10 protein-coding genes, 1 tRNA gene and 3 pseudogenes are annotated in these 12,988 nt (G+C 75.7%); 11 read left to right on the top strand and 3 right to left on the bottom strand.

Translation table 11 applies throughout. The features are described 5' to 3' along the window. Positions 1-115: 115 nt before the first annotated feature. The 9 genes and pseudogenes from M1O15_RS19875 to M1O15_RS19910 all read left to right on the top strand — a co-directional run bounded on the left by M1O15_RS19875 (position 116) and on the right by M1O15_RS19910 (position 9,441). The gene (locus M1O15_RS19875) at positions 116-1,246 is read left to right on the top strand and encodes an inositol-3-phosphate synthase (protein ID WP_248635321.1); all 1,131 of its coding nucleotides are present in this window, start codon (positions 116-118) and stop codon (positions 1,244-1,246) included. Then, complete coding sequence (locus M1O15_RS19880; RefSeq protein ID WP_248635323.1) at positions 1,243-3,123, top strand: SCO3242 family prenyltransferase; 1,881 nt, start codon at positions 1,243-1,245, stop codon at positions 3,121-3,123. The genes M1O15_RS19875 and M1O15_RS19880 overlap by 4 nt, the downstream gene beginning before the upstream one ends. After that, the gene (locus tag M1O15_RS19885; RefSeq protein ID WP_248635325.1) at positions 3,120-4,055 is read left to right on the top strand and encodes a sugar phosphate isomerase/epimerase family protein; all 936 of its coding nucleotides are present in this window, start codon (positions 3,120-3,122) and stop codon (positions 4,053-4,055) included. Before M1O15_RS19880 ends, M1O15_RS19885 begins: the two co-directional genes overlap by 4 nt. Beyond that, the gene (locus M1O15_RS19890) at positions 4,052-4,753 is read left to right on the top strand and encodes an EboA domain-containing protein (RefSeq protein WP_248635327.1); all 702 of its coding nucleotides are present in this window, start codon (positions 4,052-4,054) and stop codon (positions 4,751-4,753) included. Before M1O15_RS19885 ends, M1O15_RS19890 begins: the two co-directional genes overlap by 4 nt. Then, entirely contained in the window at positions 4,753-5,604 is an 852-nt protein-coding gene (locus M1O15_RS19895) for a TatD family hydrolase (RefSeq protein ID WP_248635329.1), read from the top strand. The genes M1O15_RS19890 and M1O15_RS19895 overlap by 1 nt, the downstream gene beginning before the upstream one ends. A gap of 12 nt (positions 5,605-5,616) precedes the next feature. Next, a pseudogene (gene eboE, locus M1O15_RS19900) lies at positions 5,617-6,525 on the top strand (metabolite traffic protein EboE); the annotation flags it as partial. A gap of 72 nt (positions 6,526-6,597) precedes the next feature. After that, positions 6,598-6,885, top strand: a pseudogene (locus M1O15_RS31895) (metabolite traffic protein EboE); the annotation flags it as partial. Then, positions 6,882-8,321 carry an alkaline phosphatase family protein gene (locus M1O15_RS19905; RefSeq protein WP_248635331.1) on the top strand — a complete coding sequence of 480 codons (1,440 nt, stop codon included), beginning with the start codon at positions 6,882-6,884 and terminating at the stop codon, positions 8,319-8,321. The pseudogene M1O15_RS31895 and the gene M1O15_RS19905, both read left to right, overlap by 4 nt. Positions 8,322-8,388: 67 nt before the next feature. Then, complete coding sequence (locus M1O15_RS19910; RefSeq protein ID WP_248635333.1) at positions 8,389-9,441, top strand: sugar phosphate isomerase/epimerase family protein; 1,053 nt, start codon at positions 8,389-8,391, stop codon at positions 9,439-9,441. A gap of 9 nt (positions 9,442-9,450) precedes the next feature. Here M1O15_RS19910 and M1O15_RS19915 read toward each other — a convergent pair whose 3' ends face one another. Beyond that, positions 9,451-10,431: a MerR family transcriptional regulator gene (locus M1O15_RS19915; RefSeq protein ID WP_248635335.1), complete on the bottom strand. Its 981-nt coding sequence runs from the start codon at positions 10,429-10,431 to the stop codon at positions 9,451-9,453. A gap of 105 nt (positions 10,432-10,536) precedes the next feature. Between M1O15_RS19915 and M1O15_RS19920 the strand changes: the two genes are divergently transcribed. Both M1O15_RS19920 and M1O15_RS19925 read left to right on the top strand, forming a co-directional pair. Next, positions 10,537-12,045 (top strand): alpha/beta fold hydrolase, encoded by a 1,509-nt coding sequence (locus M1O15_RS19920; protein WP_248635337.1) that lies wholly within the window; start codon positions 10,537-10,539, stop codon positions 12,043-12,045. A 157-nt stretch (positions 12,046-12,202) separates the two neighbouring features. Continuing rightward, a tRNA-Leu gene (locus tag M1O15_RS19925) sits at positions 12,203-12,290 on the top strand. A 66-nt stretch (positions 12,291-12,356) separates the two neighbouring features. Here the strand turns inward: M1O15_RS19925 and M1O15_RS19930 are convergent. Together M1O15_RS19930 and M1O15_RS19935 are read right to left on the bottom strand one after the other, a co-directional pair. Then, positions 12,357-12,572, bottom strand: coding sequence for a hypothetical protein (locus tag M1O15_RS19930; protein ID WP_248635339.1), 216 nt, complete (start codon positions 12,570-12,572; stop codon positions 12,357-12,359). A 197-nt stretch (positions 12,573-12,769) separates the two neighbouring features. Next, positions 12,770-12,955: pseudogene (locus M1O15_RS19935) on the bottom strand (hypothetical protein); the annotation flags it as partial. Positions 12,956-12,988 lie beyond the last annotated feature (33 nt).

Here is a 12,988-nt window from a genome sequence, read left to right on the forward strand (position 1 = left end):
GCCGGCGGTGGGCGGGGAGGCGCCGTACCCCCCGCCCACCGCCTCACCCCCCATCACCGCCGACCCCGGCACATGCACGCAGGCACCGCAGGCACCACTTCCAGGGAGGCAGGCCATGTCCGCTGAACACCGGGTCACCGAGGTACGCACCGGGGTCTGGCTGGTCGGGGCGCGCGGCTCCGTCGCCACCACCGCGGTCGCCGGATGCGCGGCGCTCGCCGCGGGCCTCCACCCCCCGACCGGCATGGTGACCGAGACCGGGCCGTTCGCCTCCGCCGGACTGCCTCCCCTTGCCTCCCTGGTCTTCGGCGGCCATGACACCGCCGCCGCCCCGCTGCCCAAGCGCGCCGAGGAGCTGACCCATGGCGGCGTCCTGCCGCACGGCCTGGCCACCGCCGTCCACGCCGAACTGGCCGCCGCCGACGCCGAGATACGGCCCGGCGGGCCCCAACCTGGCGACACTCGCGGCGACCAGGAGCTGATCGCCGCCTTCGCCGCCGACATCGCCGACTTCACCCGGCGGCACGGACTGGCCCGTACGGTGGTGGTCAACGTCGCCTCCACCGAACCCGCCCCGGATGAGGGCGCCGCGCGGCTGGCACCCAGCTCCCTCTACGCGGCCGCCGCCCTCCGCGCCGGCTGCCCCTACGCCAACTTCACCCCGTCCACCGGGCTGCGCACCTCCGCCCTGGAGGCCGAGGCCGCCCGGGCCGCCGTGCCGTACGCCGGGCGGGACGGCAAGACTGGCCAGACCCTGCTGCGCTCGGTGCTGGCGCCGATGTTCCTCCAGCGGGCCTTGGCCGTGCGCGCCTGGTCCGGGGCCAATCTGCTCGGCGGCGGTGACGGTGCCGCCCTCGCCGACCCGGCCGCGGCCGCCGCGAAGAACGCCGGGAAGGAACGCGTCCTCGCCGACACCCTCGGGCACACCCCCGAGGGCCAGGTGCACATCGACGACGTGCCCGCGCTCGGCGACTGGAAGACGGCCTGGGACCACATCGCCTTCGACGGCTTCCTCGGCTCCCGGATGGTGCTCCAGACCATCTGGCAGGGCTGCGACTCGGCGCTGGCCGCGCCGCTGGTGCTGGACCTCGCCCGGCTGCTGGCCCGCGCCCAGGAGGCCGGCCTCACCGGCCCGCGCCCCGAACTCGGCTTCTACTTCAAGGACCCGGACGGCGGCCCCGCCGCCCTGGCCGACCAGTACGCCGCCCTCCTCGCCTTCGGGCAGCGGCTGGCGGAGGCCCGATGAGCGGGCTCCGCGACGAGACGGACGGCGACGACGGCGGTACGGGCCGGGAGACCTGGGGGCCCTCGGCGGCCAACGGCCACCGGGGCGGCGGGAGCGGCCGCGTCACCGCGGCGGTGCCGCTCCCCCCACCGGGCCCCGGAGCGGCTACGAGTACGGGTACCGGTTCCAGCGAGGTGACCGTGCCCCCCGATCCGTCCGGTCCATCCGGTCCGTCCGGTCCGTCCGGCCCGACGGCCCGACAGGCGACGGACCCTCGCGACGGCAAGGACCACCGCACGATCCGCCGTCGGGCCCGCCGTCGGGCCTGGGCCGAACTGCTGCGGGTCTCGGCGCTGCCGAGCGTCCCGGGGGACGCCCTGGCCGGTGCGGCCGCCGTCGGTACACGGCCCCACCGGGGCACCGGATGGGCGATCGCCGCCTCGCTCTGCCTCTACGAGGCGGGGATGGCGCTCAACGACTGGGCCGACCGCGCGGAGGACGCGGTGGACCGGCCGCACCGGCCCCTCCCCTCCGGGCGGGTCGCCCCCGGCGCGGCGCTGGCGGCCGCCGGGGCACTGAGCGGCGCCGGACTGCTCTGCGCCGCCCGGGCCGGCCGGGCCCCGCTGGTGGTGGCGGGCGCGCTCACCGCCACCGTCTGGGCGTACGACCTCCGGCTCAAGCACACCTCCCTGGGCCCGGCGGCCATGGCGGCGGCCCGCGCCCTGGACCTGCTGCTCGGCGCCACCGCCACGGCGGTCGGGCCCGGTGGCCGGGGGAGCGGGAGTGCCCGGGCCGCCCTTCCGGCCGCCGCCGCGCTGGGGGCGCACACCTACGCGGTGACAACCGTGTCGCGCCACGAGGCATACGGCGGCTCCACCACCGCCCCCTTGGCCGCCCTCGCCACCTGCACCGCGCTGGCGGCCTGGGCCGCGCGCCCGACACGGCCGCTGCCCGGCGCGGACCGTTGCCCCGCCATAGGCGGTTCACCCGCCTCCGGGCGCTGGCCAGCCGTAGGCCGCCCGTCCGCCTTCGCCCGCTCGCCCGCCGTAAGCCGCTCCTTCGATGGCCGTGCGCCTGCCTTCGCCCGCCTGCCTGCCGTGGGGCGTTGGCCCGCCGGAGGGCGCTCATTCGTCGTGCGTCCACCCGAGGGCGCCGCCCCTGTGCGGGCCGCGTGGGCTGTGCGCCCGGCACGGCGGTCGTCCGGCGCGGGCCGCTCGCTCGCCTCCGGCCGCTCGTCTGCCGGAGGCAGTTGGCCTGCCTCTGGCCGTTGGCCTGCCGTGGGTCGTTGGCTCGCCGGAGGGCGCTCGTTCGTCGTCCGCCCACCTGAGGGCGCCGCCCCTGTGCGGGCCGCGTGGGCTGTGCGCCCGGTCTGGCGGTCTTCCGGCGCGGCCCACTTGCTCGCCTTCGGCCGCTCGTCCGCCGTAACCCGTTGGCTCGCCGGAGGGCGCTCATTCGCCGCCAACCCACCCGAGGGCGCCGCCCCTGCGCTGGCCGCGTGGGCTGTGCGTCCGGCACGGTGGCTGCCCGGCGTGGACCGCTCGCCTGCCGGAGGCCGTTCGTCCGCCGTAGGTCGCTCATTCACCGCCCGCCCACCCGAAGGCGCCGCCCTTGCACTCCGGGACGCCTTCCGCGCTACGGATGTGCTCCGGGACGTCTCCCGCGTGGTCGCCGGGCTCTGTGCCGTCGGCTACCTCCGTACCGCCGGGCCGCCGCTGCTGCATGCCGCGCTCAACCCCTCGGCCACGCTCACCCGGCGGGCCGTGGGCGGCGGTATCCGGGCGATGATCCCGCTCCAGGCGGCGCTGGCCGCCCGCGTCGGCTCCCCGGCCACCGGGCTCGCCCTGCTGGCGGCCGCCCCGCTCGCCCGTGTCCTGTCCCGGAAGGTGAGCCCCACATGAGCGACCACCCGACGCCCCTCCCGCCCCCGGCTCTCCGATTCGGCTACGGCACCAACGGGCTGACCGATCTCCGGCTGGACGACGCTCTCGGCCTCCTCGCCGACCTCGGCTACCACGGGGTCGGGCTGACGCTCGACCATATGCACCTCGATCCGCTCGCCCCTGGTCTCGCGGCCCGCACCGGCAAGGTGGCCGCCCGGCTGGCGGAGCTGGGGCTCGGGGTCACCGTGGAGACCGGGGCCCGCTATGTACTCGACCCGCGCCGCAAGCACGGCCCCTCGCTCCTCGACCCGGAACCGGAGGGCCGCGCCGCCCGCGCCGGGCTGCTGACGACCGCCGTACGGGTCGCCGCCGACCTCGGCGCGCACGCGGTGCACTGCTTCAGCGGCACTCTTCCCGCGGACACCACGGCGGAGACCGCCTGGCGACGCCTCGGGGACTCCCTGGCCCCCGTCCTCACCGCCGCCGACACCGCCGGCGTACCGCTGGCCGTCGAGCCCGAACCCGGTCATCTCCTCGCCACCCTCGCCGACTTCCACCACCTCCGCTCCCTCCTCGGCGACCCCGGGCCGGGCCTCCTCGGGCTCACCCTGGACATCGGCCACTGCCAGTGCCTGGAGCCCGAGTCCCCGGCCGACTGCGTACGGGCCGCCGCCCCCTGGTTGCGCCATGTCCAGATCGAGGACATGCGCCGAGGGGTGCACGAGCACCTTCCCTTCGGCGACGGGGAGATCGACTTCCCTCCCGTCCTGGACGCCCTCGCCGCCACCGGCTACCGGGGCCTGACCGTGGTGGAGCTGCCCCGCCACTCCCACGCCGGCCCGCAACTCGCCCGCACCTCCCTCGCCTTCCTCCGCACCCTCACCGATCCCTCCGGCCCCGCCCCGGCCCCGGCCGTGACCACCTCCGTGAAGGGAGCCCCGGCCCCATGACCGTTCCCCGTCCGTCAGGAACACGGACCGCCTCCGTCGCCGCCTCCCGGGCCGAGCTGGAGGAGCGGCTCGACGGCGCCGCCCGTACCTGGCTGTCCGAGGCGCTGGCCGAAGCCGCCCACGCCGCCGAACAGCATGCCGGTCAGCCCGCCGGTCAGGACGTGGCCGACCTGACCGGGATACCCGTGCCCCCGCCGGCCCGGCCGGCCGCGTGGGAGCTGCGGTTCGCCTCGGCGGGCCGCCACTGCGGGGGCGAGCACGCCGCCGCGGTCCGTGCCCTGCTGCTGCGCACCGCCCGGCCCGGCCAAGACGCCCTGGCCCGGCTCTACCGGTACGGCGACGCCGCCGAACGCCGCGCCGTGCTGCTCGCCCTGCCCGCCCTGTTCTCCGGGCCGGAGGCGCTGGACCTGGTCCAGGACGCCCTGCGCACCCATGACACCCGGCTGGTCGCCGCCGCCGTCGGCCCCTATGGCGCCGCCCATCTGGACCCCCACTCCTGGCGGCACGCCGTACTGAAGTGCCTGTTCACCGGGGTGCCCGTGGACGCGGTCGCCGGGCTGGCGAAGCGCGCCCGCGCCGACGCCGAACTGGCCCGGATGCTCACCGACTTCGCCGCCGAACGCACCGCCGCGGGCCGTCCCGTCCCCGGCGACCTGCACCGCGTCCTCGCCCTGACCGTCCCTCCGGAGGCCTCCTGATGCGCATCTTCGACCCGCACATCCATATGACCTCCCGCACCACGGACGACTACCAGGCGATGCACGGGGCCGGGGTGCGGGCCGTGGTCGAACCGTCCTTCTGGCTCGGCCAGCCCCGCACCAGCCCGGAGTCCTTCCACGACTACTTCGACGCCCTGCTCGGCTGGGAGCCGTTCCGCGCCGCCCAGTACGGCATCGCCCACCACTGCGCGCTCGCCCTCAACCCCAAGGAGGCCAACGACCCGCGCTGCGTGCCGGTCCTGGACACCCTGCCCCGCTATCTGGTCAAGGACTCGGTCGTCGCCGTGGGCGAGATCGGCTACGACTCCATGACCCCGGCCGAGGACACCGCGCTGGCCGCCCAGCTCCAGCTGGCCGCCGAGCACGGGCTGCCCGCCCTGGTCCACACCCCGCACCGGGACAAGCTCACCGGACTGCGCCGCACCCTGGACGTGGTGCGCGAGTCCGCGCTGCCGGTGGACCGGGTGCTGCTCGACCACCTCAACGAGACCACCGTCAAGGAGGCCGCCGGCAGCGGCGCCTGGCTCGGCTTCTCCGTCTATCCCGACACCAAGATGGACGAGGACCGGATGGTCGCCGTGCTGAAGGAGCACGGCACCGCACGGGTGCTGGTCAACTCGGCCGCCGACTGGGGCAGGAGCGATCCGCTGAAGACCCGCAGGGTCGGCGACGCCATGCTCGCGGCCGGCTTCGGCGAGGACGAGGTCGACCGGGTGCTGTGGCGCAACCCGGTCGCCTTCTACGGGCTGAGCGGCCGCCTGAGGCTCGACCCGCCCGACGACCCGGGCACCCTGCACGAGGGCAACTCCATCCTGCGCGGCGGTGAGTGAGAGGAGCCCCCGATGCGCTTCCGCCACCCGGACGGCACCACCGTCCACCTGGCCTACTGCACCAACGTCCACCCCGCCGAGACCCTGTACGGGGTGCTCGCCCAGCTCCGCGACCACTGCGAACCGGTCCGCCGCCGCCTCGGCCGCGACCGGCTCGGCATCGGGCTGTGGCTCGCCCGGGACGCCGCCGCCGCGCTGACCGCCGACGCGGGCGCCCTGCGCGGGCTGCGCGCCGAGCTCGACCGGCGCGGCCTGGAGGTGGTCACCCTCAACGGCTTCCCCTACCAGGGCTTCGGCTCCCGCGAGGTCAAGTACCGCGTCTACCAGCCCGACTGGACCCGCCCCGAACGCCTCGCCCACACCACCGACCTGGCCCGGCTGCTCGCCGCCCTCCTCCCCGACGACACCTCCGAGGGCTCGGTCTCCACCCTCCCGCTCGCCTGGCGCACCCCCTTCGACGCCACCGCCGCCCGCACCGCGCACACCGCGCTCACCACCCTGGCCGCCCGGCTGGACGCCCTGGAGGAACTCACCGGCAAGTCGGTCCGGATCGCCCTGGAACCCGAACCGGGCTGCACCGTGGAGACCACCGCCGACGCCATCGCCCCGCTCACCGCCGTGGGCAGCCCCCGTATCGGACTCTGCCTGGACACCTGCCATCTCGCCACCTCCTTCGAAGACCCGGCGACCGCTCTGGCCGCCCTCACCGCCGCGGGGATCGCCATCCCCAAGGCCCAGCTCTCCGCCGCCCTGCACGCCGAGCATCCGCACCTCCCCGAGGTGCGCCAGGCGCTCGCCGCGTACGCCGAACCCCGCTTCCTCCACCAGACCCGCACCCTGGCCCGACCGCTCGGCCCCGGCGAGACACCCGCCGACGCCGGACTCCTCGGCACCGACGACCTCGCCGAGGCCCTGGCCGGCAGCCCGGTCACCGGCAGCCCGGTCACCGGCGCGGCGGCCTCCGATGGCGCGGCCTCCGGTGGCCCGGTCGCCCCGCTGCCGGACGGGAGACCCTGGCGGGCCCACTTCCACGTCCCCCTGCACCGGCCGCCCGACCCGCCGCTCACCTCCACCCTCCCCGTACTGCGGGACGCCCTCGCCCGGCTGGTCGGCGGCCCGACGCCGCTGACCCGCCATCTGGAGGTGGAGACCTACACCTGGCAGGCCCTGCCGCCCGCGCTGCGCCCCCGCACCCGCGCCCGGCTCGCCGACGGGATCGCCGCCGAACTCACCCTCGCCCGCGACCTCCTCACCGACCTCGGCCTCAAGGAACTGCCATGACGACCCCCACCCCCGGCGGACCGGCGGACCCCGGCTCGCTGCCCTCGCAACTCCCCACCCCCCTCCTCGTGCTGGACGTCGTCGGCCTCACCCCCCGTCTGCTGGAGCACATGCCCCGGCTGCGGGCCCTGGGCGACTCCGGCTCCCGGGCGCCGCTGAGCACCGTCCTGCCCGCCGTCACCTGCACCGCCCAGTCCACCTTCCTCACCGGCGCCCTCCCCTCCAAGCACGGCATCGTCGGCAACGGCTGGTACTTCCGCGAACTCGGCGACATCCTGCTGTGGCGCCAGCACAACGGCCTGGTCTCCGGCGACAAGCTGTGGGACGCCGCCCGCCGCGCCCACCCCGGCTACACCGTGGCCAACATCTGCTGGTGGTACGCCATGGGCGCCGACACCGACATCACCGTCACCCCGCGCCCCGTCTACTACGCCGACGGCCGCAAGGAACCCGACTGCTACACCCGGCCACCCGACCTCCACGACGAACTCACCGAACTGCTCGGCACCTTCCCCCTCTTCCGCTTCTGGGGTCCCGGCGCCGACCTGGTCTCCAGCCGGTGGATCATCGACGCCACCCGCCACATCCTGCGCACCCGCGCCCCCGACCTCGCCCTGTGCTACCTCCCCCATCTCGACTACGACCTCCAGCGGTACGGACCCGAGGACCCCCGCTCTCACCGGGCCGCCGCCGAACTCGACGCCGCCCTGCCCCCGCTGCTCGCCGACGCCGCCGCCCAGGGGCGCACCGTCGTCGCCCTCTCCGAATACGGCATCACCCCGGTCAGCCGGCCCGTGGACATCAACCGGGTGCTGCGCCGCGCCGGGCTGCTGGAGGTGCACACCCAGGACGGCATGGAATACCTCGACCCCATGGCCTCCCGGGCCTTCGCCGTCGCCGACCACCAGCTCGCCCATGTCTACGTCCGCCGACCCGAGGACCTGGACACCGTGCGCGCCGCCCTCGCCGAGGTGCCCGGCGTCGAACGGCTGCTGGACGACCAGGGCAAGAAGGCCCACGGCCTGGACCACCCGCGCTCCGGGGAGCTGGTCGCCGTCGCCGAACCCGACGCCTGGTTCACGTACTACTACTGGCTCGACGACACCCGCGCCCCGGACTTCGCCCGGCTGGTGGAGATCCACCGCAAACCCGGCTACGACCCGGCGGAGCTCTTCATGGACCCCGAGGACCCCTATGTGCGGCTACGGGCCGCGACAGCCCTGGCCCGCAAGAAGCTCGGGCTGCGCTACCGGATGGCGGTGGTCCCCCTGGACCCCTCGCCTATTCGCGGCAGCCATGGACGCCTTCCCGCGAGCGACGACGACGGTCCGCTGATCGTGTGCTCCACCCCGCGCTCCCTGCCCGGCCGCGTCGCGGCCACCGATGTGAAAGCCCTGCTGCTGGACCTGGCCGGCCTCACCGCCACCGCCTCCTGAACACCTCGGGAAACCGTCGAAGTCCACTGAAGCAGACCCCACTGACAATCGAGTCTGGAGCCAGCCCATGCCCCACACCCCCCGCGACCGCGACCCCGAACTCGCCCACCGGCTCAGCAGGCGCGGCATGCTCGGCGTCGCCGCCGGCGCCACCGCCGCGGCCCTGCTCCCCACCACGGCGGTCTCCGCCACCGCGGCCGCCCCCGCCGCCGCCCCGGCGCCCGGCCGGGGACGCCCCGTACTGCCGCCCGGCCGGCTCGGCGTCCAGCTCTACTCGCTCCGCGACAAGGTCTCCACCCTCGGCTTCGCCGCGGTCTTCCGGGAGCTGGCGCTCTACGGCTACGACGAGGTCGAGTACGCCGGCTACACCCAGGGCTCCGCAGGACCCATCACCCTGGCCCAGCTCCGGCGGCTCACCCGCGACCACGGGCTGAACGCCATCGGCAGCCACGTCAACTACTACGACGACGGCAACCCGAACGCGTACAGCTTCGCCCAGAACCTCACCAAGGTCCTCGACGAGGCCGAGGCCCTCGGCCTGAAGCACATCGGCACCGCCTCCGGTCCCTGGCGCTACGGCGCCACCGTGGACGGCTGGAAGCGCTGCGCCGAGGACTTCAACCACTACGGCGCCGAGGCCAGGAAGCGCGGCATGAAGTTCTACCAGCACAACCACGCCGAGGAGTTCTCCTTCGCCACCGACCGGCCGGACGTCCGCCTCTACGACGTGCTGCTCGCCGAGACCGACCCGGACCTGGTCCATCTGGAGATGGACATCTACTGGGCGTACGCGGGCGCGTTCCGCTTCGGCCGGCGCCCGGACGGTGTCCCGGCGCCGTTCGACCCGCTGGACTACGTCCTGCGCGCCCCGGACCGCTACCCGCTGTTCCACGTCAAGGACGGCCGACGGGACATCGCCGAACGCGACGGCTACCGCATGGTGGACGTCGGCGACGGCGACATCGACTACCGGCGCTTCCTCACCGCCGTGGGCCGCACCCCCGGCGGCCGCCGCGACCACCACTGGCAGGCCGAGCACGACAACCCGGCCGACTCCTTCGCGTTCGCCCGCAAGTCCAGCGCCCATCTGCACGCGCTGCGCGAACGCGGCGGCCGCTGAGCCCGGGGCTCAGCCCGCCCCCCGGGCGGTCTCGGCGCGCAGCGCGGCCAGCAGCCAGTCATGGAGGGTGCCCGGCACCGGGACCGGCGGCCCGGACGGAGGCGAGACCACCTCGGTGACCAGCTCCCAGTAGCGGTCGATCCGGGGATCCGCGGTCAGCCGGCCGGCCAGCGCCCGGCGGAAGTCCGCGGTGTCCCGCACCCCGCGCGCACCGGCATAGGCGGCGGCGAAGCAGTCCAGCGCCCCGCCGGCGTGCGGCCCCCGCCCCGCCCGCATCTCGGCCGCCGCCAGCCCGTACGCCTCGGTCAGGCCCGCGTACAGCACCGCCGGGCGGTAGCCCTCCGCGGTGCTGTGCGCGGCCGGCTGCGGCAAGGCCCCACCCCCGCAGGGCGCGGAGACGAAGGCGTGCAGCCGGGCGAAGGCGAGCACCTGGGCGGGGGACGGATCGTCCGGCGGCTCGGGAACCGCCTGCTCGACCACCGCCGAGCGCAGCCGGGCCGGCAGCCGCGGCGGCAGCCAGCCGCGCCAGAACCGGGCCAGCGGGGCGGTACTGGGCGGCGACGCCAACGCGCCCACCAGCAGCAGCCGTTCGGCGCGCTCCTCGGCCGGGCCGGTGGCCACCACCCGTAGCGCCGCCTCCCGCCAGCGCAGCGCGGCCAGCCGACCGCCGACCTCCACCAGCCGCCGGTCGGCCACCTCCGCCAACGCCGCCCCGTCCGCGTCCCCGCCGGAGTCCACCCCGGACTCGATCAGCCGCCGCACCTCCGGCACCGGCACGTCCAAGGCCCGCAGCGCCCGGATGAACCGGAGCCGGCCCAGCGCGTCCACCCCGAACCGCCGGTGCCCGCCGGACGTACGGGCGCCCTCGGGCAGCAGCCCGCGATCGGAGTAGAAGCGGACGGTCTTGACGGTGACCCCGGCCCGCTCGGCCAGTTCGCCGATGCTCCACCGGTCACCCTCGTCTCCGGCCGGATGGGGCGCGGCACACACGTCTTGAACCTCCCTCAGGGGGAGTTCCTACCGTAGCCGCGCGCGGACGGCCGCAGGGGCCGGGACCCCGCGCAGGAGAGGGGGACTCCCATGGCGGAGCAGCCCATGACGGAGCAGCCCATGACGGAGTCGATGGCGTTCATCTTGGTGCCGGATGCGTTCACCGGGGGATGGGTCTGGGCGGAGACGACGGCCCTGCTGCGGGAGGCGGGTGCGGCGGCGTACCCGGCCACCCTGACCGGCACCGACCTGGCGGCACACACCGATGACGTACTGAGAGTGCTCGACGCCCTGACCGAGGAGCGGATCGTGCTGGTCGGGCACGGCTACGGCAACCAGCCCGCGACCGCCGCCGCCCACCGGCGCCCGGAGCGGATCGCCCGGGTGGTGCATGTGGACGCGGGGCTGCCGAGGAACGGGGTGGCGCCACTGGCCGCGATCGCCGACGAGCAGACCCGGGCCCGGCTGCTCGGCGGGGAAGGGGCGTCCGGGACCGCCCCGCGTTCCGTACCACCGCCCGGGCCCGGCGAGTGGGGCCGCCTCGGCAGCACCGAGGGCGTACCGGCCGCCGCGCTCGCCCGGCTGGCGGAGCGGGCGTCCCCGCAGCCGGCAGCCACCCTCACCCGGCCGCTCCGGCTCACCGGAGCCACCGCCCCGCCGCCGGACACCGCGATCCTCTGCACCGCGAGCGGCGTGAGCATCGCCCTCCTGGAAGGGCTGCTCGGCCTGGGCGACCCGGACATGACGGCGCTGGCGAAAGCGCGGGCGGCCTTCTTCGAGCTGGCCACCGGCCACTGGCCGATGCTCTCCGTCCCCGACCAGCTCGCCGAGGTGCTGCTGCGCGCCGCCGCCGGACAGGGGCACCGGCTGACCGCCCCGACCGAGGAGCAGCCGCCGGCCCATCTCCGGCCCTTCGTCCTGGAGGTCGCCGAGCGGCCCCGCGAGCGGCACGGCGCCGTCGACCTCCACCTCCCGGACGGCCCCGGCCCCCGGCCGACGATCCTCTTCGTCCACGGCGGCCCGGTCCCCACCGACCTGAGGCCCACCCCCAGGCACTGGCCCGCTCATCTCGGCTACGCCCGGTACGCGGCCGAGCTCGGCGCGGTCGGGGCCGTGGTCGACCACGGGCTGCACCGGCTCGACGCTTATCCACGGGCCGCCCAGGACGTGGCCGACGCTCTCGGCCTGCTCCGCCGCGACCCCCGGGTGGACCCCGACCGGATCGCCCTGTGGATCTTCTCCGCGGGCGGGCTGCTCGCCGCCGACTGGCTCGACGGGCCGCCGCCGTGGCTGCGCTGCCTGGCCCTGACGTACCCGGTCCTCGCCCCGCTGCCCGGCTGGCCCGCGGTCGACGGCCGCTTCCGCCCAACCGAGGCGCTGGCCCGCGGCACCGGCACGCCTCCCGTCGTGCTGACCCGGGCGGGCCGGGAGGACGCCGCCATCGCGAACACCGTCTCCGCCTTCCTCGCGGCCGCCCGGGACACCGGAGCCCCGGTCGAGGTGATCGACGTCCCGCACGGGCGCCACGGCTTCGACACCCTGGACCACACCGAGGAGAGCCGGGATGCCGTCCGGCGGGCCCTGCACGCCGTCCTCGGCCGGCTGACGGCCTGAGAACGCCGCCCCGGACACAAGCGGTGCCCGCCCCGGGACGCAGCGCGAGCGTGTTCCGTGCACCGCTCTGACCATCGGATATGCGGGTGAAGGGTGCCTCGGACCCCTGGTAGAGTTGTCGATGTCGCCGCGGGGAAGCCCGCGCGACAGACACCTTGTCCGGGTGGCGGAATGGCAGACGCGCTAGCTTGAGGTGCTAGTGCCCTTTATCGGGCGTGGGGGTTCAAGTCCCCCCTCGGACACCAGCGAAGGCCCCAGCGAAAAGCTGGGGCCTTCTGCCGTGCTGTGACGCAGTCGATGCGACGGGGCTGCTACCAGTTGGCCTCGATGGCGCCGCCCTGGTCCCAGCCGCCCACGGCGATCTCGGAGCCGCCCGCGGACTCCAGGGACGCGAACTTGCCCTTGTTCCACTCCAGGGCGCCGAAGCTGCCGTGGTCGCGGTCGTCGTCGTTCGCGGCGGCGGGGACGGTACCGAGCGCCGTGGCGGCGGCGATGAGCGCGGCGCAGGCGAGGGCCTTCCTCAACATGGTGAATCCTCCGTGAGACGCACCGCCCGGTCCGTCCGGGCGGGGTTCGGAGGGAGGGGTTCCCGCGTTCCGGGGCAGCGGCGCGCGTGTCGCTGCCGATCCCACCCTTTCGAGCGGGTCCGGTCAGCGCAGTCGGCCGGTGTCAGGCCGGCCGGCGGCGTACCAGGTCGTGCAGCCGGCCGCCGGTGTCGGCGGGCGGGGCGGCGGATCAGGGCCTGGGCGATCATCAGCCGCCGGCGCCGGCCGCCCGGGATCCCGGCGCCGCCCGCGACCATGGTGTGCGGGCCCATCGGCATCCGCCGGAGGTCCTCCGCCTGCCCGGCGTGCAGCCCGGCGAGCTCCACCGCAGCCCATACCTCCTCCTGGGTGTACGGCTCGGAGCCGGCCACGGCTCCAGGGAGGGGGCCACCTCTTCA

Source organism: Streptomyces lichenis (genome assembly GCF_023218175.1).
GTDB classification, from domain to species: Bacteria; Actinomycetota; Actinomycetes; order Streptomycetales; family Streptomycetaceae; genus Streptomyces; species Streptomyces lichenis.